This window comes from Streptomyces sp. SID5643 (genome assembly GCF_009872555.1).
Lineage (GTDB): Bacteria > Actinomycetota > Actinomycetes > Streptomycetales > Streptomycetaceae > Streptomyces > Streptomyces iakyrus.
Genome location: NZ_WWIC01000271.1, coordinates 25912 through 46961, shown reverse-complemented (window position 1 = coordinate 46961; position 21050 = coordinate 25912). Strand labels below are relative to the sequence as shown.

Sequence of the window (21050 nt, the reverse complement as noted above, 5' to 3'; positions counted from 1 at the left end):
GGGCGCACCAGGGGCGTGACGACCTGGCCCGGGCCCGGCCCGGCGGGCGTCGCACGGTCGCCGAACTGACCCTGCTGGTGCTGGCCGCCGGCTCGGTACTGACGCTGCGCCGCCGCGGCCCGGCCGGAGAGGGTGACCTGCTGGTGAGCGCCGCTCCGGTGCTGGTCGCCCTGGTGGCGGCGCTGGTCCTCGTCCGGCTGTATCCGCTGCCCCTGCGGTGGGCCGCGGGTCCGGCCGGGAGGCTGCGCGGGGTGGTGGGGTTCCTGTCGCTGGCCCGCGCGGGCCGCTCACCGGCGGCGGTCGCCACGCTGCCGCTGCTCGCCCTGCTGACGGCCCTGACGACGGCCGCGTTCGGGGGCTCCGTGCTGGCGGGCGTGGCGGACGCCCGGGACCGGGCCGCGCTGCTGGAGACGGGCGCGGACGCGCTGATCGCCACCCCCGACGGTTCGCCGCTCCCCGCGGGGCTGGCGCGGTCGGTGGGGGACGTGGCGGGCGTGCGGCAGGTGACGGCCGTGAGGGTCGAGTTCTCCTCGGAGGGCGAGTCCGACGAGGCGCGGTCACTGACGGTGGCCGGGGTCGAGCCGGAGTCGTACGGGGAGCTGGCCGGGCGGATGGGACTCGGCGGCTTCGAGGCCGGCCGGCTGCGGATGCGGGACGGGGTGCTGGACGCGGTCGCCTCCCCGGAGGTCGCCGGGCGGCTCGGGCGGGCACCGCACCGGATCGTGACGGACGCCGGACCGCTCACGGTGCGGATCACCGAGGTGCGCCCCCGCACCCCGGCCGTCCCCGGGGGCGAGTTCCTCCTCGTCGACGCGGCGGGACTGAAGGGTTCGGCCGGCCCGTCGACCCTGCTGGCGGCCGGTGCGGGGCTCGACACGAAGGCGCTCCGGGCGGCCGTGCGCGGCGCCGGTTCCGGCCTCTCGGTGACCCTGCGGAGCGAGGTACGGGCGGCGCTGTCCGACGCGCCGTTGCAGGCCGGTGCCGAACGGATCTACGTCTGGGCCGTCGCCGCGGGCGCGGGCTATGCCCTGCTCGCCCTGGTGCTCGGCCTGGTGCGGTCCGCGCCGGAGCGGGCCGCGCTGCTGGCCCGGCTGCGCACCCTCGGTATGACGTCCCGTCAGGGGCGGCGCCTGCTCGGCCTGGAGGCGCTGCCCCAGACGCTGCTCGCCGCCGGCGGGGGCATGGCCGTCGGCTGGGCGACGGTGGGGCTGCTCGCCCCGGGCATCGACCTGGACCGGCTCGCCCTGGCGGACACCTCAGGCGTCACGCCACCGGATGCAGTGCTGCGCACCGACCTGTGGTCGCTGGCCCTGCCGGCCGCGGGCGCGGTGCTGCTGGCGGGGTCGGTGGCCGTCGCGCAGGCCTGGTGGGCGGGGCGCCGGACACCGATCAGCCACCTCAGGGCGGGAGACATGCGATGAGCGGTACGACGGAGTCGCTGGAGGAACTGGAGCGGCGGGTGGCGCGGCGCCGCGACCGGCCGGCATACGGGCACGACGCCCTGATCGCCTGCGACCGGCTGGTGCGGATCTTCTCCCGGCGCGGCGGCGGGGACGCGGTGGAGGTGCAGGCCCTCCAGGGGCTGGATCTCCTGGTGCGGGAGGGCGAGTTGATGGCCCTGGTGGGAGCGTCCGGCAGCGGCAAGTCGACGTTGATGAACATCCTCGCGGGCCTGGACGTGCCGACAGCGGGCGCCGCGAGGGTCGCGGGCCGCGATCTGCTGGCGATGGACGCGAAGGCGCGGTTGCGGTACCGGCGTGAGGTGGTGGGCTTCGTCTGGCAGCAGACGGCACGCAACCTGCTGCCGTATCTGACGGCCGCTCAGAACGTCGACCTGCCCCTGCGGCTGGCGGGCGCCTCCCGGCGCAAGCGGGCCGGACGGGCGGACGAGCTGCTGTCCCTGCTCGGCGTCGCCGACTGCCGGGACCGGCGTCCGCAGGCGATGTCCGGCGGTCAGCAGCAGCGCGTCGCGATCGCCGTCGCCCTCGCCAACGCTCCCGCCGTCCTGCTCGCCGACGAGCCGACCGGCGAGCTGGACTCGGCGACCGGGCAGCAGGTCTTCGCGGCGTTCCGCCGGGCCAACGAGGAGCTGGGCACGACGATCGTCATCGTCACGCACGACCAGGCGGTCGCCGGCGAGGTCCGCCGCACGGTCGCGATCCGCGACGGCCGCACCTCGACGGAGGTGCTGCGCCGCACGGAGGTCGACGAGGCGGGCCGGGAGTCCCTGGTGGCCCGTGAGTACGCCATGCTCGACCGGGCGGGCCGCCTCCAGCTGCCGGCCGAGTACACGGCGGCCCTGGGCATGGCGGACCGGGTGCTGCTGGAGCTGGAGGAGGACCACATCCAGGTGTGGCCGGACGAGCACGGCAAGGGCAGCGGCGGCGGCAGCAGCAGCAGCGGCTGAGGACGTGCGACAGCGCCTGCCCGGTCGTCCGGTCGGGGACTGTTGGGCAGGCGCCGTCTGTGTTCCGCACGCCGTTGTGCGGGACGTCTGTTGAGGGCTGTCAGACCATCAGCGCGCGGTCCGTCGGGCGGATCGGCGCCGGCAGCTCGCTCGCGCCGGTGAGGGCACGGTCCACCCCGCGGGCCGCCGAGCGGCCCTCCGCGATGGCCCAGACGATGAGCGACTGGCCGCGCCCGGCGTCACCGGCGACGAACACGCCCGGCACGTTGGTCCGGAAGTCGGCGTCGCGGGCGATGTTGCCGCGCTCGTCGAGCTCCAGGCCGAACTGCTCGACCAGGCCGTTCTCGCGGTCGGTGCCGGTGAAGCCCATGGCGAGGGTGACCAGCTGGGCGGGGATCTTGCGCTCCGTGCCCGGCTTCTGGGTCAGCTTGCCGTCGATGAACTCCACCTCGGTGAGGTGCAGCCACTGGACGTTGCCGTCCTCGTCGCCCTCGAAGTGGGTCGTCGAGACCGAGTAGACCCGCTCGCCGCCCTCCTCGTGCGCCGAGGTGACCTTGTACAGCATGGGGAAGGTCGGCCACGGCTGGCTGACCGGGTGCCGCTCGTCGTTCGGGCGGGGCATGATCTCCAGCTGCGTGACGGAGGCCGCGCCCTGGCGGTGGGCGGTGCCGACGCAGTCCGCGCCGGTGTCGCCGCCGCCGATGACCACGACGTGCTTGCCCTCGGCCGAGATCGGAGTGGTGACGTAGTCGCCCTCCTGGACCTTGTTGGCCAGCGGCAGGTACTCCATGGCCTGGTAGATGCCCTTGAGCTCGCGGCCGGGCACCGGCAGGTCACGGGCCGTGGTGGCGCCGACGGCCAGGACGACCGCGTCGTAGCGCTTCTTCAGGTCCGTGGCCTTCAGGTCGCGGCCGATCTCGATGCCCGTGCGGAAGCGGGTGCCCTCCGCGCGCATCTGCTCGATACGGCGGTTGATGTGCCGCTTCTCCATCTTGAACTCGGGGATGCCGTAGCGGAGGAGGCCTCCGATGCGGTCCGCGCGCTCGTAGACGGCGACGGTGTGGCCGGCCCGGGTCAGCTGCTGGGCGGCGGCCAGACCCGCCGGACCGGAGCCGACGACCGCGACGGTCTTGCCGGACAGGCGCTCGGGGATCTGCGGGGCGACGTCCCCGGTCTCCCACGCCTTGTCGATGATCGAGACCTCGACGTTCTTGATGGTGACCGGCGGCTGGTTGATGCCGAGCACACACGCCGACTCACAGGGAGCGGGGCACAGGCGGCCGGTGAACTCCGGGAAGTTGTTCGTCGCGTGCAGACGCTCCGACGCCGCCGCCCAGTCCTCGCGGTAGGCGTAGTCGTTCCACTCGGGGATGAGGTTCCCGAGCGGGCAGCCGTTGTGGCAGAACGGGATGCCGCAGTCCATGCAGCGGCTGGCCTGCTTGCTGATGATCGGCAGCAGCGAGCCGGGGACGTAGACCTCGTTCCAGTCGCGGACGCGCTCCTCGACGGGGCGGGACCTGGCGAGTTCGCGCCCGTGGTTCAGGAAGCCCTTCGGGTCAGCCATTGATCGCCGCCTCCATCATCTTCTCGTGGGTCTCGGTCTCGGAGAGACCGGCTCGCTCGGCGGCGTCCTTGGCGGCGAGCACTGCCTTGTACGTGCTGGGGATGATCCTGCTGAAGCGCTCGACGGCGGTGTCCCACTCGGCCAGGAGCTTCTCGGCGACGGTCGAGCCCGTCTCCTCCTGGTGGCGGCGGACCACGTCGTGCAACCACTGCTTGTCGGTGTCGTCGAGCGGCTCGACGGCATCCAGGTTGCCGGCGTTGACGTTGTCGCGGTCCAGGTCGATCACGTACGCGATACCGCCGGACATGCCGGCCGCGAAGTTGCGGCCCGTCTCGCCGAGCACCACCGCGTGGCCGCCGGTCATGTACTCGCAGCCGTGGTCGCCCACGCCCTCGGAGACGACCGTCGCGCCGGAGTTGCGGACGCAGAACCGTTCGCCGGTCTTGCCGCGCAGGAACATCTCGCCGCCGGTGGCGCCGTAGCCGATGGTGTTGCCGGCGATGACGCTGTACTCGGCGAGGTGGTCGGCCGCGCGGTCCGGGCGGACGACGATCCGGCCGCCCGAGAGGCCCTTGCCGACGTAGTCGTTGGCGTCGCCCTCCAGGCGCAGCGTGACACCGCGCGGGACGAAGGCGCCGAAGGACTGGCCGGCGGAGCCGGTGAAGGTGATGTCGATGGTGTCGTCGGGCAGGCCCGCGCCACCGAACTTCTTCGTCACCTCGTGGCCGAGCATGGTGCCGACCGTGCGGTTGATGTTGCGGATCTGCACCTGGGCGCGCACCGGCTGGGCGTCGGTGGCTCCGGACGCGGCGAGCGCGTCGGCGGCCAGCTTGATCAGCTCGTTGTCGAGCGCCTTCTCCAGACCGTGGTCCTGCGCGATGACCTGGTGGCGCACCGCCCCCTCGGGCAGCTCGGGCACGTGGAACAGCGGCTCCAGGTTCAGGCCCTGTGCCTTCCAGTGGTCGACGGCCCGCGTGACGTCGAGGGCCTCGGCGTGGCCGACGGCCTCCTCGATGGAGCGGAAGCCCAGCTCGGCGAGGATCTCGCGGACCTCTTCGGCGATGAACTGGAAGAAGTTCACGACGTACTCGGCCTTGCCGGAGTAGCGCTCGCGCAGGACGGGGTTCTGCGTGGCGATGCCGACCGGGCAGGTGTCGAGGTGGCAGACGCGCATCATGACGCAGCCGGAGACGACGAGCGGCGCGGTCGCGAAACCGAACTCCTCGGCGCCGAGCAGCGCGGCGATGACGACGTCGCGGCCGGTCTTCAGCTGGCCGTCGGTCTGCACGACGATGCGGTCGCGCAGGCCGTTGAGCAGCAGCGTCTGCTGGGTCTCGGCGAGGCCGAGCTCCCAGGGGCCGCCGGCGTGCTTCAGGGAGGTGAGGGGCGAAGCACCCGTACCGCCGTCGTGGCCGGAGATGAGCACCACGTCCGCGTGCGCCTTGGACACACCCGCGGCGACCGTGCCGACGCCGACCTCCGAGACCAGCTTCACGTGGATCCGCGCCTGCGGGTTCGCGTTCTTCAGGTCGTGGATCAGCTGGGCGAGGTCCTCGATGGAGTAGATGTCGTGGTGCGGCGGCGGGGAGATCAGGCCCACGCCGGGCGTCGAGTGCCGCGTCTTGGCGACCCACGGGTAGACCTTGTGGCCGGGCAGCTGGCCGCCCTCGCCGGGCTTGGCGCCCTGGGCCATCTTGATCTGGATGTCGTCGGAGTTGACCAGGTACTCGGAGGTCACACCGAAGCGGCCGGAGGCGACCTGCTTGATGGACGACCGGCGGGCCGGGTCGTACAGGCGCTCCGGGTCCTCGCCGCCCTCACCGGTGTTGGACTTGCCGCCCAGCTGGTTCATGGCGATGGCGAGGGTCTCGTGCGCCTCCTGGGAGATGGAGCCGTACGACATGGCGCCGGTGGAGAAGCGCTTGACGATCTCGGAGACGGGCTCGACCTCGTCGACGGAGATCGGCCGGCGGTCCGACTTGAAGCCGAACAGGCCGCGCAGCGTCATCAGCCGCTCGGACTGCTCGTTCACGCGCTCGGTGTACTTCTTGAAGATGTCGTACTTGCCGGAGCGCGTGGAGTGCTGGAGGCGGAAGACCGTCTCCGGGTCGAAGAGGTGCGGCTCGCCCTCGCGGCGCCACTGGTACTCGCCGCCTATCTCCAGGGCGCGGTGCGCCGGGGCGATGCCGGAGGCCGGGTAGGCCTTGGCGTGGCGGGCGGCGACCTCCTTGGCGACGACGTCGATGCCGACACCGCCGATCTTGGTGGCCGTTCCGTTGAAGTACTTCTCGACGAAGGCCTCGTCGAGACCGACGGCCTCGAAGACCTGGGCGCCTCGGTAGGAGGCGACGGTGGAGATGCCCATCTTGGACATGACCTTCAGCACGCCCTTGCCGAGGGCGTAGATCAGGTTGCGGATGGCCTTCTCGGGCTCGATGCCGGGCAGGAACGTCCCTGCCCGGACCAGGTCCTCGACGGACTCCATCGCCAGGTACGGGTTGACGGCGGCGGCGCCGTAGCCGATGAGCAGGGCGACGTGGTGGACCTCGCGGACGTCACCGGCCTCGACCAGCAGGCCCACCTGGGTGCGCTGCTTGGTGCGGATGAGGTGGTGGTGGACGGCAGCGGTGAGCAGCAGCGACGGGATCGGCGCGTGCTCGGCGTCCGAGTGGCGGTCCGACAGGACGATCAGGCGGGCGCCGTTCTCGATGGCGGCGTCGGCCTCGGCGCAGATCTCCTCGATCCGCGCGGCCAGCGCGTCACCACCGCCGTGCACCCGGTACAGGCCGGACAGCGTCGCGGCCTTGAAGCCGGGCATGTCGCCGTCGGCGTTGATGTGGATGAGCTTGGCCAGCTCGTCGTTGTCGATCACCGGGAAGGGCAGCAGCACGCTGCGGCAGGAGGCCGCGCTCGGGTCGAGCAGGTTGCCCTGCGGGCCCAGCGACGAGCGCAGGGAGGTGACCAGTTCCTCACGGATGGCGTCCAGCGGCGGGTTGGTGACCTGCGCGAACAGCTGGGTGAAGTAGTCGAAGAGCAGACGTGGGCGGTCCGACAGCGCGGCGATCGGCGAGTCGGTGCCCATCGAGCCGATCGGCTCGGCACCGGCCTTGGCCATCGGCGCGAGGATGACGCGCAGCTCTTCCTCGGTGTAGCCGAAGGTCTGCTGGCGGCGGGTGACCGAGGCGTGCGTGTGCACGATGTGCTCGCGCTCGGGCAGGTCCTCCAGCTCGATCTCGCCGGCCTCCAGCCACTCCGCGTAGGGGTTCTCGGCGGCGAGCTCGGCCTTGATCTCGTCGTCCTCGATGATGCGGTGCTCGGCGGTGTCGACGAGGAACATGCGGCCGGGCTGGAGGCGGCCCTTGCGGACGACCTTGGAGGGGTCGATGTCCAGGACGCCGACCTCGGAGCCGAGGACGACGAGACCGTCGTCGGTGACCCAGTAGCGGCCGGGACGCAGGCCGTTGCGGTCGAGGACCGCGCCGACCTGGGTGCCGTCGGTGAAGGTGACGCAGGCCGGGCCGTCCCAGGGCTCCATCATCGTGGAGTGGAACTGGTAGAAGGCGCGCCGGGCCGGCTCCATGGAGTCGTGGTTCTCCCACGCCTCCGGGATCATCATCAGCACGGAGTGCGGCAGGGAACGGCCGCCCAGGTGCAGGAGTTCGAGGACCTCGTCGAAGGACGCGGAGTCGGATGCGTCCGGCGTGCAGACCGGGAAGATCCGGTCGATGGCCTTGTCGTCGCCGCCGAACAGGTCGGAGACGAGCTGCGACTCGCGGGCCACCATCCAGTTGCGGTTGCCCTTGACGGTGTTGATCTCACCGTTGTGCGCGACGAAGCGGTAGGGGTGGGCCAGCGGCCACGAGGGGAACGTGTTCGTCGAGAACCGGGAGTGCACGAGCGCGATCGCGGAGGCGAAGCGGCGGTCGGACAGGTCCGGGAAGAAGGGCTCCAGCTGGCCGGTGGTCAGCATGCCCTTGTAGACGATGGTCCGCGCGGACAGCGACGGGAAGTACACGCCGGCCTCGCGCTCGGCGCGCTTGCGCAGCACGAAGGCCTTGCGGTCGAGAGCGATGCCCTCCGAGGAGCCGTCGGCGACGAAGATCTGGCGGAAGACCGGCATGGTCGACCGGGCGGTGGCACCCAGCAACTGCGGGGCGACGGGAACCTCGCGCCAGCCGAGGACGGTCAGGCCCTCGTCGGCGGCGATCGTCTCGATCTGCGAGACGGCCTCGGCGGTGCCGGCCTCGGGCAGGAAGGCGATGCCGACGGCGTAGGAGCCCGCGGCGGGCAGCTCGAATCCGGCCACGTCACGGAAGAAGGCGTCCGGGACCTGCGACAGGATGCCGGCGCCGTCGCCGGAGTCGGGCTCGGAGCCGGTGGCGCCTCGGTGTTCGAGGTTGCGCAGGACGGTCAGAGCCTGTTCCACCAGGGTGTGGGACGCCTCGCCGGTGAGGGTGGCGACGAAGCCGACGCCGCAGGCGTCGTGCTCGTTGCGGGGGTCGTACATACCCTGCGCAGCAGGGCGAGCATCCATGAACGACCAGTTCTGGCCATTCGCGGAATGCTGGGACGGCTGGCGCGGCGTACGCATCGGCTCTCCCGTCGTCGTCATGTGGCATGTGCAAGTGCCGAGGGACGACGTTGGCCCTCGCGTGATCGCAAAATTTCGTGCAGGTTACATGATGGAGCGGTTCTCGGGAACCGGGATAATCCGTTCCAGCATGCGGACACCGCGGGTTGCGGCGGGGGTACCGCGCCGGCGGTGGAAGCTATGGAGGGGCCGCACGAAGCGATCGGTCGGATCGGTTTCCATCGGCCCGGGGAGCGGGGCAGGCGCCGTCGCCCGACCCGCTGAGATGCGCGGCGAGCGTCATTGCCCGCAGCGCTTACGGCTCATGCCCGGTGATTGCGCACTCGAAACCAGCGAGTAACGGCTACGTATGCGGCCCCATGCATAAGTCCGAGCCGCGCTATCCTACGGCCGTTCCGAACAAGGTGCCCAGGGCGTACGTCACACCGGCCGCCGCGCCTCCCAGGAACAGCTGCCGCAGCCCGCTGTACCACCAGGTGCGTGCCGTCACCCTGGCCACCACGGCGCCGCACAGGAAGAGCCCCAGCAGAGCGAGCAGCACGGCCGGCCAGATGCTGCCCGCTCCCAGCAGATAGGGCAGGACGGGTATCAGCGCGCCCAGCGCGAAGGAGCCGAAACTCGACACCGCGGCCACGGTCGGCGAGGGCAGGTCGCCGGGGTCGATGCCCAGTTCCTCGCGGGCATGGATCTCCAGCGCCTGCTCGGGATCCTTCGACAGCTGCCGGGCCACCTCGCGGGCAAGGCGCGGCTCGACGCCCCGCGACTCGTAGAGCGCGGCCAGCTCGGCCTCCTCGTCCTTGGGGTGCTTGCGCAGCTGGCGCCGCTCCACGTCCAGCTCGGCCTCGACGAGCTCGCGCTGCGAGGCCACGGAGGTGTACTCGCCGGCCGCCATGGAGAAGGCACCGGCGGCCAGCCCCGCGAGGCCGCTGAGGACCACGGTGTGCTGGCCGACCGCTCCGCCCGCGACACCGGTCATCAGGGCGAGGTTGGAGACGAGACCGTCCATCGCGCCGAACACCGCGGGACGCAGCCAGCCGCCGTTCACGTCCCGGTGTGTGTGGTTGTCCCGGTGCGCCTCGTGCAGCGTCGCCTCGGTCTCGATGATGGCCATGGAAGATCCCTGCTCCCCGCTCTTTGGACATGTTCCAGAGTTTTACAACGCCAAAACTACGCCCCGGATTCCATCGCCGCCAGCAAGGAAAGGCTGCGCTAACCTGCGGTTTTACCGCCACCTGCTCACTTGATCATCACTGCGCGCAGATGTCGACCGGGTGATGCTGGGGCTCCTGAGGCTCGGCGGCGCCACCGGAGTGGGACACATGCCGTATGGCATCGATCGCCTGCATCCCCTCCGTGCCGGCGCCCGGTGACGCCGCCGGACTTCGCGAACGGGCCCGCGGCGCGCTGCTGGGCCTGGCCGTCGGTGACGCCCTCGGGGCACCGGCCGAGAACATGAAGCCCTCCGAGATCCGCGCGCGGTGGGGCCGGATCACCGGCTACGTGGCCGAGAAGCCGGCGGGCACCGACGACACCGAGTACGCGATCTTCTCCGGCCTCCTGCTGGCCAGGCACGGCTCCGCCCTGACCCCGGCCCATGTGGAGGCGGCCTGGCACGAGTGGATCGCCGACCGCGAGGAGGGCCCCTTCCGGGGCGCCGGCTTCAGCGAGCGCGGCACCCTGGAGAACCTGCGCCGCGGCCTGGCCGCCCCGATCTCGGCCCAGCACCGGCACGCCTGGAGCGACGGTCTGGCCATGCGCGCGGCCCCCTTCGGGGTGTTCGCGGCGGGCCGCCCGGCGGAGGCGGCCCGGCTGGTCGCGATCGACGGCTCGGTGAGCCACGACGGCGAGGGCATCTACGGCGGCCAGGCGGTGGCGGCGGGCGTCGCGGCGGCGATGGCGGGAGCCCCGCCGACCGCGGTCGTGGCCGCGGCTCTCGCGGTCGTGCCCGACGACTCCTGGACGGCCCGCAGCCTGCGCCGCGCGGTGGTCGTGGCGCACCGCGGGGAACGCGCGGTGCGCTCCGCTGTCGTCATCGGCGGCTACCCCTGGACCGACCTGGCCCCCGAGGCGGTGGCCCTCGCCTTCGGCGCGTACGCGGCCGCCGACGGCGACTTCGAGCAGTCCGTCCTGACGGCGGTGAACATGGGCCGCGACGCGGACACGACGGCGGCGGTGGCGGGGGCGCTGGCGGGTGCGACCCGGGGAGTGTCGGCGATCCCGCAGGCCTGGACGGCCCCCATCGGCCCGGTCCACGGCAGATGTCTCCCGGCGATGGCGGGCTACCACATCCTGGACGTGGCGGACCTGCTGACACCCGCGGGGCCCACCGGCCCGACGGACTGCATCCTGGCGGGCGACGGATCGGAGACCCCCGCATGACGACCCACGCGCCAGCGGCCGCCGACGGTGAACGCGCCCCACGGGAGACCAGGACCTCTCGGGTGACAGTTACGGGCGGTGCGCCGGTGGGAGAGAAACGGGCCGAAGGCGAAGCCGAGGCCACGAGAAGAGCCGAAGGGCTCCTGCTCGGACTCGCCGCCGGCGACGCCGCAGGCTGGCCCGCGGCCCGCCACCGAGCCGCCCGCATGCCCGACTGGACCCGCCGCCTCACCCGCGAACTGGACACCTTCGCCGAACACAACGCCACGACCACCCTCCCCGTCCCCATCGCCCTTAACCAGCCCCCCGAGCCCCTCCGCCTCGGCCCCTCCGACGACGCCGAATGGGCGGCCTTCGCCGCGGAAGCCCTCCTGCGCGCGGGCGACGACACCGTCCTGAACGACCTCGGGCGCGAGCGCCGCACCCGCGCCGCGATCGACCTCACCTGGAACGCCCTCGCCGCCGAGGTCGCCGCCGCCGCGGACCGTGCCCCCGAGATCGAGTCCGCAGTCCTCCCCCTGCGCGCCCGCATCTCCGTCCGCGCCGGCCTCGGCAACCTCGCCACCGGCCTGCGCCCGCCCGCCACCGGCCACGACAACCCCCACTACTTCGACGACGCCGCCTGTGTACGCGCCTGCGTCCTGGCCGTGGCCCATCCCGGAGACCCCCGCAGCGCCGCCGGCCTCGCCGAGTTCGACGCCCGCTACACCCAGGACGGCGACGGCGTGCACGGTGCCCGCGCGATGGCGGCGGCGCTCGCCCTCGCCCTGGCCGGCGCCCGCATCGAGGCCTGTGTCACCGCCGCGCTCGCCGAACTCCCCCAGGAGACGGAGATCGGCCGCAACGCCCGGCACGCCCTGCGGCTCGCCGCCGACGCGGACAGCGCCTTCGCCCTCGTCCCGCCCCTGGAGCACCAGATCGTCGACCACGTCTACAGCTATGGCATCGCCGCCGCCGAGACGGTCCCGGTCGCCCTCGCCCTGGCCACCGCGGCCCGCGGCCGCATCGCGGAGGCCGTCCCGGCGGCGGCCTGCCTGTCCCGCGTCGCCGACTCCGCCCCGGCCCTGGCGGGCGCCCTCACCGGCGCCCTGGGCGGCGGCGCTTCGATCCCCGCCGCCTGGCGGGAGACCTGCCGCACCCTCTCCGGCTGTGTCCTGCCCCGCCTCACCGGCACGGACCTCGTGGAACTCGCCGGACTGCTGGAAGCCGTACAACCGGCCCGTCCGGGTGGATGATGCGGCCATGCAGCCCAAACCACACCAAAACATCCTCCTGGACGAGCGGATCAGCGGCGCCCTGGTCGGGGCCGCCGTCGGCGACGCCCTCGGCGGCCCCGTCGAGGGCTACTCGCCCGAGCAGATCCTTCAGCGCCACGGCGGACGCGTCCACGGCATCGTGGGCCCCTGGCACGGCGACGACTGGCGCACGGCCCGCCCTCTCGCCCCGTACCACAAGGGCGACGGCCACGTCACCGACGACACCTTGATGACGCACGCCCTGGTCCGCGTCTACACCCGGGTCCGCGACCACCTCGACGCCTACGCCGTCGCCGATCACCTGGTCCCCGGCCTGATGACCGAGCCGCGCTGGATCCCGGAGCTGGAGTCCGAGGCCCTCCCCCTCCAGCGGATCTTCCTGGCCGAGAAGTGGCTGGTGACGAGGATCCACTACGGCCACGCCGACCCGCGCGAGGCCGGCACCGGCAACATCGTCAACTGCGGGGCGGCGATGTACATGGCCCCGGTCGGCCTGGTCAACGCGGCGGACCCGCGGGCCGCGTACGCCGAGGCCCTCGACGTCGCCGGCGCGCACCAGTCGTCCTACGGCCGGGAGGCGGCGGGCGTCCTGGCGGCGGCGGTGGCGGCGGCGTGCACGCCGGGCGCGACCCCCGACTCGGTCGTCTCGGCGTGCCTCTCCCTCGCGAAGGACGGCACCCGGGCCGCGATCGAGCGGGTCTGCGAGGAGGCGTCCCGCCACACCGACTTCGAGTCGGCCCTGCGCCCGCTGCGTGAGGCGGTCGCCCCCTACGACACGGTGGGCCCCGACTACCGTGCCCCTTCACTCGGCGCCCGCCGCCCCTCCCGCCTGCACGCGATCGAGGAACTCCCGGTCGCGCTGGGCATGCTGCTGGTGGCGCGGGGCGACTACCGCCACGCGGTCCTCGGGGCGGTGAACTACGGCCGCGACTGCGACTCCATCGCCACCATGGCCGGCGCCCTGGCCGGCGCCCTGGGCTCACCGGTCCCGGAGGACTGGGCCAAGACGGTCGCGGAGGCCAGCCGCCTGGATCTGTGGGAACCGGCGACCGCACTCACGGCCGTGGCCCACGAGATCTTCGCCCGGGACGTGGCCCGCCGACGCGCCCACGAGCAGGCCTTCGTGTCCCTCGGAGGCCAGGAATGCTCCGACTGACCTGGGTCCAGCCGGAGGACCTGATCGGCCACGAACTCCGCCAGGCGGCCCAGGACGGCCGCGAACCGAAGGCCGTCGCAGCCCGCTGGCGAGCGGCGGGCGGCCCCGAGGCCCCGGCCACCGCGGGCGCGTCCCCCACCCCGGTCTCCCGTTACCTGCGCCGGCTGGCGGAAGACCTCCTCGACGAACTGGCCGACCTGCCGAGCACGCTGGCGGACGACGAACCGACGGACCTGGACCGGATCAGAGCCGCCTGCCCCGACTGGCCGGAGCCCGTGGGCGCCCCGGCCTGCACCACCCAGCACCGCCTCGAAGCCGCCTGGCTCGGCCGCGCCACCGGCTGTCTCCTCGGCAAACCGGTCGAGAAGCTCCCCCTCGACGCCATCCGCCGCCTCGCCCGGGCCACCGGCAACTGGCCACTCACCAGCTACTTCACCGCCCGGGGCGTCCCGGCGGAACTCCTCGGAGAACACCCCTGGAACCGCCGCTCGGCATCCACCTCCCTCGCCGAGAACATCGACGGCATGCCCGAGGACGACGACCTCAACTACCCCCTCCTCAACCTCGTCCTCCTCCAGCGCCACGGCAGGAACTTCACCACCACGGACGTGGCGCGCACCTGGCTCGACGAACTCCCCGCCGGCCGCACCTTCACCGCCGAACGCGTCGCCTACCGCAACCTGCTCAAAGGCCTGGAACCTCCGCACACCGCCCGCCACCGCAACCCGTTCCGCGAGTGGATCGGCGCCCTGATCCGAGCCGACGTCCACGGCTGGACCAACCCCGGCCGGCCGGCCGCGGCGGCCGAGCAGGCCCACCGGGACGCCACCCTCAGCCACACCGCCAACGGCGTCTACGCGGCGATGTTCACGGCGGCCGTCATCGCCGCGGCGGCGACCGGCGACCACGACGTCCACGCCTGCCTGCGCACCGGTCTCACTGTCGTCCCGCCACGCTCCCGCCTGGCCCGCGCCGTCCGCCAAGCCGTGCGACTCGCCCACGCACACGCGGACTTCGACACGGTCGTCGACGAACTCCACGCCCTGCACGGCGCCACCCACCACTGGGTGCACGCCGTCCCCAACACCGCCCTCGTCGCCGCCGCCCTCACCCACGCGGACGGCGACTTCGCCGGCTCGATCTGCCGTGCCGTGAGCGGCGGGTGGGACACCGACTCAGGCGGCGCGACGGCCGGGAGCATCGCCGGGCTGCTGGCCGGACACCCCGCGGCGCTCCCCGAGCGCTGGACGGCGCCCCTGAAGAACCGGCTGTCGACGTCCGTCGGGGACTTCAACGGCATCGGCTTCGACACCCTCGCCCACCTCACGCACCGGGAGACCCTCCGCCCATGACCGCGCCCACGACCGCGCCCCTCACCGGCCTGCGCGTCCTCGACCTCGCCACCCTCTTCGCCGGTCCGATGGCCGCCACCCTGCTCGGCGACTTCGGCGCCGAGGTCGTCAAGATCGAGCACCCGACGAAGCCGGACCCCTCCCGGGGCCACGGCCCCTCGAAGGACGGCGTGGGCCTGTGGTGGAAGATGCTGGGCCGCAACAAGCGGACCATGACCCTCGACCTGGCGAAGCCCGGCGGCCGCGCCACCCTCCTGCGCCTGGCCGCCCGCACCGACGTGATCATCGAGAACTTCCGCCCCGGCACCCTGGAGAAGTGGGACCTGGGCTGGCCGGAGCTGTCGGCCGTCAACCCCCGCCTGGTCCTGGCCCGCGTCACCGGCTTCGGCCAGTTCGGCCCCTACGCCCACCGCCCCGGCTTCGGCACCCTCGCCGAGGCGATGAGCGGCTTCGCCGCGATCACCGGCGAACCGGACGCGCCCCCGACCCTCCCGCCGTTCGGCCTGGCCGACTCCATCGCGGGCCTGACGACGGCGTACGCGGTGATGACGGCGCTCGCCGCACGGGAGCGCACCGGCGAGGGCCAGGTCGTCGACATGGCCCTGATCGAACCGATCCTGGCCGCCCTCGGCCCCCAGCCCCTCTGGTTCGACCAGCTCGGGCACGTCCAGCCCCGCACCGGCAACCGCTCCCCCAACAACGCCCCGCGCGGCGTCTACCGCACCGCGGACGGCACCTGGGTCGCGGTCTCCACCTCCGCCCAGTCGGTCGCGGAACGCGTGATGCGCCTGGTCGGCCGCCCGGAGTTGATCGACGAGCCCTGGTTCGCCTCGGGCGCCGACCGCGCCCGGCACGCCGACATCCTGGACGAGGCGGTCGGCGGCTGGATCGCCGCGCGCACCCGCACCGACGTCCTGGCCGCCTTCGAGAAGGCCGAGGCGGCGGTGGCCCCGGTCCAGGACGTCCGGGACGTGATGACGGACCCGCAGTACCAGGCCCTGGACACCATCACCACCGTCGACGACCCCGAACTCGGCCCGCTGCGCATGCAGAACGTCCTCTTCCGGCTCTCCGCCACCCCCGGCGCGATCCGCTGGGCCGGCCGCCCGCACGGCGCCGACACCGACGAGGTCCTGACCGAACTGGGCCTCACCCCGAACGACGTCACGGCGCTGCGCGCGGAGGGCGCCCTGTGACGGCGTTCCCGCTCACCTGGCTCTACGCCCCGGGCGACCGCCCCCACGTGGTGGCGAAGGCCCTCACCTCCGGCGCCGACGTCGTCGTGATCGACCTGGAGGACGCGGTCGCCCCCGACCGCAAGGCCTACGCCCGGGCGGCCACCGCCGACCTGCTCGCCCACCCGCCGGCCGTTCCGGTCCACGTCCGCGTCAACGCCCTGGACGGCCCCTGGGGCGAGCAGGACATCTCGGCCCTGGCCCCGGCCCCCGGGCTCTACGGCCTCCGTCTCGCCAAGATCACTTCGCCCGCCGAGATCACCCACGTGGCGCGCCGAGCCGCTGGGGCCGATCTGTACGCCCTGCTGGAGACAGCCCTCGCCGTGGAGCGGGCGTACGCCATCGCGTCCGCCCATCCGAACCTGCGCGGCATCGCGCTCGGCGAGGCCGACCTCCAGGCCGACCTCGGCATGTGCGATGACACGGGCCTCGACTGGCCCCGCTCCCGGGTGGTCGTGGCGGCCCGGGCCGCCGGGCTGCCCCCGCCGCCGCAGTCCGTCCACCCGGACACCCGCGACCTGGAGGGGCTGGCCGTCTCCTGCGCCCACGGCCGTGCCCTGGGCTTCCTCGGCCGTGCCGCGATCCACCCCCGCCAGCTGCCGGTGATCGAACGCGCCTTCCTGCCCACCGAGGCCGACATCGAACGGGCTGAGGCGGTCCTCAAGGCGGCCGCCGCGGAGCAGGGCGCCCAGGCCCTCCCGGACGGCCGCTTCGTCGACGCGGCCGTGGTGACGGCCGCCCGGCGCACCCTGTCCCTGGCGCGCCGCCGCTGAACATGCCGAGAGCGCCCGGGAGGACTCCCGGGCGCTCTCGGCATGTCACAGGGGGCGGGCCGTCAGGTCTTCTTCCCGGACCCGGCCTCGTTCTTCGCCGGGTCGGTCCCGGACCGGTCGGCAACCTCGTCGTCCTTGCCGGTGTTCCCCGACTTCTCATCGCCGTCGGCGTCCTCACCGGGGGCCGCGGCACCCGGTTCCACGACGTCCTCCCGCCCGGGCCGCTTCTTCGACGACACCACCAGGTACGTCACCGCCAGCAGGAAGACCAGGATCGCGGTCCACACGTTCAGCCGGAGGCCCAGGATGTGGTGGGCGTCGTCGACCCGCATGTACTCGATCCACGCCCGGCCCGAGCAGTACGCGGCGACGTACAGCGCGAACGCCCGGCCGTGCCCGAGCCGGAAGCGGCGGTCCGCCCAGATGACCAGGAACGCCACGCCGATGCACCACAGCGACTCGTACAGGAACGTCGGGTGGTAGGTACCCGGCACCCGCCCGTCCGCCGACGAGGTGATCTCCAGGGCCCAGGGCAGATCGGTGGGCTTGCCGTACAGCTCCTGGTTGAACCAGTTGCCCCAGCGGCCGATCGCCTGGGCGAAGGCGATCCCGGGGGCGATGGCGTCGGCGTAGGCGGGGAGTGGGATGCCACGGCGGCGGCAGCCGATCCACGCGCCCACCGCGCCCAGCGCGATCGCGCCCCAGATGCCGAGGCCGCCCTCCCAGATCTTGAAGGCGTCCACCCAGTCGCGGCCCTCGCTGAAGTACAGCTCGTAGTCCGTGATCACGTGGTAGAGGCGGCCGCCGACGAGGCCGAAGGGCACGGCCCAGACAGCGATGTCGGCCACCGTGCCGGCCCGCCCGCCCCGGGCGATCCAGCGCTTGTTGCCGAGCCAGACCGCGACGAAGACGCCGATGATGATGCAGAACGCGTAGCCGCGCAGCGGAACGGGGCCGAGGTACAGCACCCCGCGCGACGGGCTGGGAATGAAGGCAAGTTCCATGGCAAGGTCGACGCTACCGTGCCGCGCCGGGCCGGGGGCGGGCGGCCCGGCTACGGGTCCATAACGGGGGCGTGAGAACGCTTCTTACCCCTGGTTCGCCTCCTGCACCATCTGCTTCAGCTTGGCCGGGGTCATCGTCCGGTCCTGGTAGATGTTCTTGCCGTCGAACAGCACGGTGGGCGTGCCGGAGAAGTCGCCCTTGTCGAAGGCCTGGTGGGACTTGGCGACCCAGCCGTTGTGCTTGCCGTCCTCGACGCACGAGCGGAAGGCCGGGGTGTCCAGGCCGTCGACCTTGCCGGCCAGCTCGATCAGCTTGCCGTTGTCCGCGTAGGCGTCGTCGACCTCCGGGGGCTGGTTGTCGAACAGCACGTCGTGGTACGCGGGGAACTTCCCGGCGTCCTGGGCGCAGGCGGCGGCGTTGGCGGCGTTGCGGGAGCCGGTGCCGCGCATGTTGCCGTCGATGAGGGTGACCAGGTGGTACTCGACCTTCAGCTGACCGGCGTTCGTCAGCTCGTGGATCACCGGCCGGTACGCCGTCTCGAAGGACTTGCACGCGGGGCAGCGGAAGTCCTCCCAGACCGTGAGCGTGGACTTGGCGCTGTCCTTGCCGACCGGGATCGCCAGGCCGTCCTTGCCCTGCGCCCCGGAGGGGGCCACGACCGGGCCCGAGGCCTCGCTGTCGTCGTCCTTGCCGGCGTTGGCCGCGACGACGCCGATCACCGCCGCGAGTCCGAGGACGGCGACGACGGCGCCGCCCACGATCAGCGCGCGGCGGCGCTTGTCCGCGGACTTCTGCTTCTCGCGCTCGACCGCCAGCTTCTCCCGGGCGGTGCGCTTTCCCTCACGGTTCTTGTCGCTCACACCCCGGAAACGAACCGGGGAGGCGCACCGCGCCTCCCCGGCCCCAGGTCCACCCGTACGAGGGACCTGTATGACTTCCGGTGTTCTTACGCCTGTCCGCGCACGCCCTTGGCGAGGTCACCGGCGAGGACCCGCACGGCCTCCACACCGGCCGCGTCGTCCGGGGCGTCCAGCATCGCCTTGACGAACGCCGAGCCGACGATCACGCCGTCGGCGAAGCGCGCGACCTCGGCGGCCTGGGCGGGGTTGGACACGCCGAGCCCGACGCAGACCGGCAGGTCCGTCCCCGTGGCCCGGGTACGTTCCACCAGGTCCTGAGCCTGCGAGCTGACGCTGGCGCGGGTGCCGGTGACACCCATGAGGGAGGCGGCGTAGACGAAGCCCCTGCCCGCCGCGGTGATCTGCGCGAGCCGCTCGTCCTTGCTGCTGGGCGCGACGACGAAGACGGTGGCGAGACCGTGCTTCTCCGCGTGCTCCCTCCACAGGGCCGACTCCTGCACGGGCAGGTCGGGCAGGATGCACCCGGCGCCGCCCGCCTCGGCGAGCTCGGCGGTGAACCGCTCGACGCCGTAGCGGTCGATGGGGTTCCAGTACGTCATGACCAGGATGGGCTTGCCGGTGGCGGCGTGCGCCTCGCGGACCGTGCGCATCACGTCGGCGATCTTGACGCCGCCGCGCAGGGCGATGTCGTCGGCGGTCTGGATGACCGGGCCGTCGAGGACCGGGTCGCTGTGCGGCAGGCCCACCTCGACGACGTCGGCGCCGCCGTCGATGACGGCCTTGATCGCCTCGATGCCGCCGTCCACGGTCGGGAACCCGGCCGGGAGGTAGGCGATGAGGGCGGAGCGCCCTTCGGACTTCGCCGCGGCGAGGGTGTCGCTCAACAGCCGGATGTTGCCGCTCACTTGGCGTCCCCCTCGATCTCGGCGGTGCCGGAGGCGTCCTCGGCGACCTCGGCGTCGGTGTCGTACAGGCCGAAGTAGCGCGCGGCGGTGTCCATGTCCTTGTCGCCGCGGCCGGACAGGTTGACCACGATCAGCCCGTCCTCGCCCAGCTCCCTGCCGACCTCCAGGGCCCCGGCCAGCGCGTGGGCGCTCTCGATGGCCGGGATGATGCCCTCGGTGCGCGACAGCAGGCGCAGGGCCTGCATCGCGGCGTCGTCGGTGACCGCGCGGTACTCGCCGCGGCCGGAGTCCTTCAGGTACGCGTGCTCCGGGCCGATGCCCGGGTAGTCCAGACCGGCCGAGATCGAGTACGGCTCGGTGATCTGGCCCTCCTCGTCCTGGAGGACGTACGAGCGGGAGCCGTGCAGGATGCCGGGCTCGCCCGCGGTGAGGGTCGCGGCGTGCTCCCCGGTCTCGACGCCGTGCCCGGCCGGCTCGCAGCCGATGAGGCGGACGCCGGTGTCCGGGATGAAGGCGTGGAAGAGGCCGATGGCGTTGGAACCGCCGCCGACGCAGGCGACGGCCGCGTCGGGCAGGCGTCCGGCGCGCTCCAGGAGCTGGCGGCGGGCCTCGACGCCGATGACCCGGTGGAAGTCGCGGACCATGGCGGGGAAGGGGTGCGGTCCGGCGACGGTGCCGAAGAGGTAGTGGGTGTGGTCGACGTTGGCGACCCAGTCGCGGAAGGCCTCGTTGATGGCGTCCTTCAGCGTGCGGCTGCCGGACTTCACGGCGATGACCTCGGCGCCGAGCATGCGCATGCGGGCCACGTTGAGGGCCTGGCGCCGGGTGTCGATCTCGCCCATGTAGATCGTGCAGTCCAGGCCGAACAGCGCACAGGCGGTGGCCGTGGCCACGCCGTGCTGTCCGGCGCCCGTCTCGGCGATGACGCGGGTCTTGCCCATGCGCTTGGTGAGCAGGGCCTGGCCGAGGACGTTGTTGATCTTGTGGGAGCCGGTGTGGTTGAGGTCCTCCCGCTTCAGGAAGATCCGGGCGCCGCCCGCTTCCGCGGCGAAGCGGGGCACCTCGGTGAGCGCCGAGGGGCGGCCGGTGTAGTCGACCAGGAGGCCGTCGAGTTCCTTCGCGAACTCGGGGTCGTGCTTGGCCTTGTCGTACTCGACGGCCACCTCGTCGACGGCGGCGACGAGGGCCTCGGGGATGAACTTGCCGCCGAACGCCCCGAAGTAGCCTTCGGGGCTCGGGGTTCGACCCTCGGGGTCGGGGATGAAGAACTGGCTGGGCATGCGTGTACCTCACGGTGAGTGTGTATGGAATGCACTAGTCGCCGTGGGGGCGGGGATCGGTTGTTGACCGCGAGCCGTCAGTGGCTGGTCGCGCAGTTCCCCGCGCCCCTTACGGGGCGCTGTTGCCATCGCATGCCGTTCACCTGGCCCGGCTCGTCACCGATGACGTACCGCACGCGACGGCCGTGGATCCGGCGGGCCGGGGCACGACAGCCGCGGGGGCGGCAGCCGCGCGCGAGGCGGGCGTACCGGTCCACGGTCGTCAGGGTGGCAGTCATCGGGGCAAG

The 21050-nt window shown here is 72.8% G+C and carries 16 protein-coding genes; 8 read left to right on the top strand and 8 right to left on the bottom strand.

The genetic code is table 11. The annotated features are described in order from the left end of the window. Together GTY56_RS30330 and GTY56_RS30325 are read left to right on the top strand one after the other, a co-directional pair. Window positions 1–1421 (top strand): ABC transporter permease family protein (locus GTY56_RS30330; RefSeq protein WP_524540158.1); only part of this gene is annotated, 1421 nt, incomplete at its 5' end. Continuing rightward, window positions 1418–2407 (top strand): ABC transporter ATP-binding protein, encoded by a 990-nt coding sequence (locus GTY56_RS30325; protein ID WP_161368498.1) that lies wholly within the window; start codon window positions 1418–1420, stop codon window positions 2405–2407. The genes GTY56_RS30330 and GTY56_RS30325, both read left to right, overlap by 4 nt. Before the next feature lie 100 nt (window positions 2408–2507). On the opposite strand, the gene gltD is transcribed toward GTY56_RS30325, so the two are convergent. The 3 genes from gltD to GTY56_RS30310 form a co-directional block, all read right to left on the bottom strand. Then, entirely contained in the window at window positions 2508–3971 is a 1464-nt protein-coding gene (gene gltD / locus GTY56_RS30320) for a glutamate synthase subunit beta (protein ID WP_161368497.1), read from the bottom strand. Then, window positions 3964–8562: a glutamate synthase large subunit gene (gene gltB / locus GTY56_RS30315; RefSeq protein ID WP_161368500.1), complete on the bottom strand. Its 4599-nt coding sequence runs from the start codon at window positions 8560–8562 to the stop codon at window positions 3964–3966. Before gltB ends, gltD begins: the two co-directional genes overlap by 8 nt. A gap of 379 nt (window positions 8563–8941) precedes the next feature. Beyond that, on the bottom strand, window positions 8942–9673 hold the full coding sequence (locus GTY56_RS30310) for a VIT1/CCC1 transporter family protein (RefSeq protein ID WP_161368496.1): 732 nt from the start codon (window positions 9671–9673) through the stop codon (window positions 8942–8944). A 215-nt stretch (window positions 9674–9888) separates the two neighbouring features. Here GTY56_RS30310 and GTY56_RS30305 point away from each other — a divergent pair, with 215 nt between their 5' ends. Genes GTY56_RS30305 through GTY56_RS30280 form a run of 6 tightly spaced genes read left to right on the top strand, consistent with a single transcriptional unit; the run spans window position 9889 to window position 16713 of the window. Further along, window positions 9889–10941, top strand: coding sequence for an ADP-ribosylglycohydrolase family protein (locus GTY56_RS30305; RefSeq protein WP_161368495.1), 1053 nt, complete (start codon window positions 9889–9891; stop codon window positions 10939–10941). Beyond that, complete coding sequence (locus GTY56_RS30300; RefSeq protein WP_202510928.1) at window positions 10938–12176, top strand: ADP-ribosylglycohydrolase family protein; 1239 nt, start codon at window positions 10938–10940, stop codon at window positions 12174–12176. Before GTY56_RS30305 ends, GTY56_RS30300 begins: the two co-directional genes overlap by 4 nt. 7 nt (window positions 12177–12183) lie before the next feature. Further along, window positions 12184–13353: an ADP-ribosylglycohydrolase family protein gene (locus GTY56_RS30295; RefSeq protein WP_161368493.1), complete on the top strand. Its 1170-nt coding sequence runs from the start codon at window positions 12184–12186 to the stop codon at window positions 13351–13353. Next, complete coding sequence (locus tag GTY56_RS30290) at window positions 13341–14705, top strand: ADP-ribosylglycohydrolase family protein (RefSeq protein ID WP_161368492.1); 1365 nt, start codon at window positions 13341–13343, stop codon at window positions 14703–14705. The genes GTY56_RS30295 and GTY56_RS30290 overlap by 13 nt, the downstream gene beginning before the upstream one ends. Continuing rightward, on the top strand, window positions 14702–15901 hold the full coding sequence (locus tag GTY56_RS30285; RefSeq protein WP_161368491.1) for a CaiB/BaiF CoA transferase family protein: 1200 nt from the start codon (window positions 14702–14704) through the stop codon (window positions 15899–15901). Before GTY56_RS30290 ends, GTY56_RS30285 begins: the two co-directional genes overlap by 4 nt. Continuing rightward, a complete protein-coding gene (locus GTY56_RS30280; protein WP_161368490.1) occupies window positions 15898–16713 on the top strand; it encodes an aldolase/citrate lyase family protein in 816 nt (271 codons plus the stop codon). The genes GTY56_RS30285 and GTY56_RS30280 overlap by 4 nt, the downstream gene beginning before the upstream one ends. A 62-nt stretch (window positions 16714–16775) precedes the next feature. On the opposite strand, the gene lgt is transcribed toward GTY56_RS30280, so the two are convergent. The 5 genes from lgt to trpM form a co-directional block, all read right to left on the bottom strand. Next, the gene (lgt, locus tag GTY56_RS30275; protein ID WP_161368489.1) at window positions 16776–17717 is read right to left on the bottom strand and encodes a prolipoprotein diacylglyceryl transferase; all 942 of its coding nucleotides are present in this window, start codon (window positions 17715–17717) and stop codon (window positions 16776–16778) included. 84 nt (window positions 17718–17801) lie between these two features. Beyond that, window positions 17802–18578, bottom strand: coding sequence for a thioredoxin domain-containing protein (locus GTY56_RS30270; RefSeq protein WP_161368488.1), 777 nt, complete (start codon window positions 18576–18578; stop codon window positions 17802–17804). 86 nt (window positions 18579–18664) lie between these two features. After that, the gene (gene trpA, locus GTY56_RS30265; RefSeq protein ID WP_161368487.1) at window positions 18665–19483 is read right to left on the bottom strand and encodes a tryptophan synthase subunit alpha; all 819 of its coding nucleotides are present in this window, start codon (window positions 19481–19483) and stop codon (window positions 18665–18667) included. Continuing rightward, window positions 19480–20763 carry a tryptophan synthase subunit beta gene (gene trpB / locus GTY56_RS30260; protein WP_161368486.1) on the bottom strand — a complete coding sequence of 428 codons (1284 nt, stop codon included), beginning with the start codon at window positions 20761–20763 and terminating at the stop codon, window positions 19480–19482. Before trpB ends, trpA begins: the two co-directional genes overlap by 4 nt. A 77-nt stretch (window positions 20764–20840) precedes the next feature. After that, entirely contained in the window at window positions 20841–21041 is a 201-nt protein-coding gene (gene trpM / locus GTY56_RS30255) for a tryptophan biosynthesis modulator TrpM (RefSeq protein ID WP_161368485.1), read from the bottom strand. Between the last annotated feature and the right edge of the window lie 9 nt (window positions 21042–21050).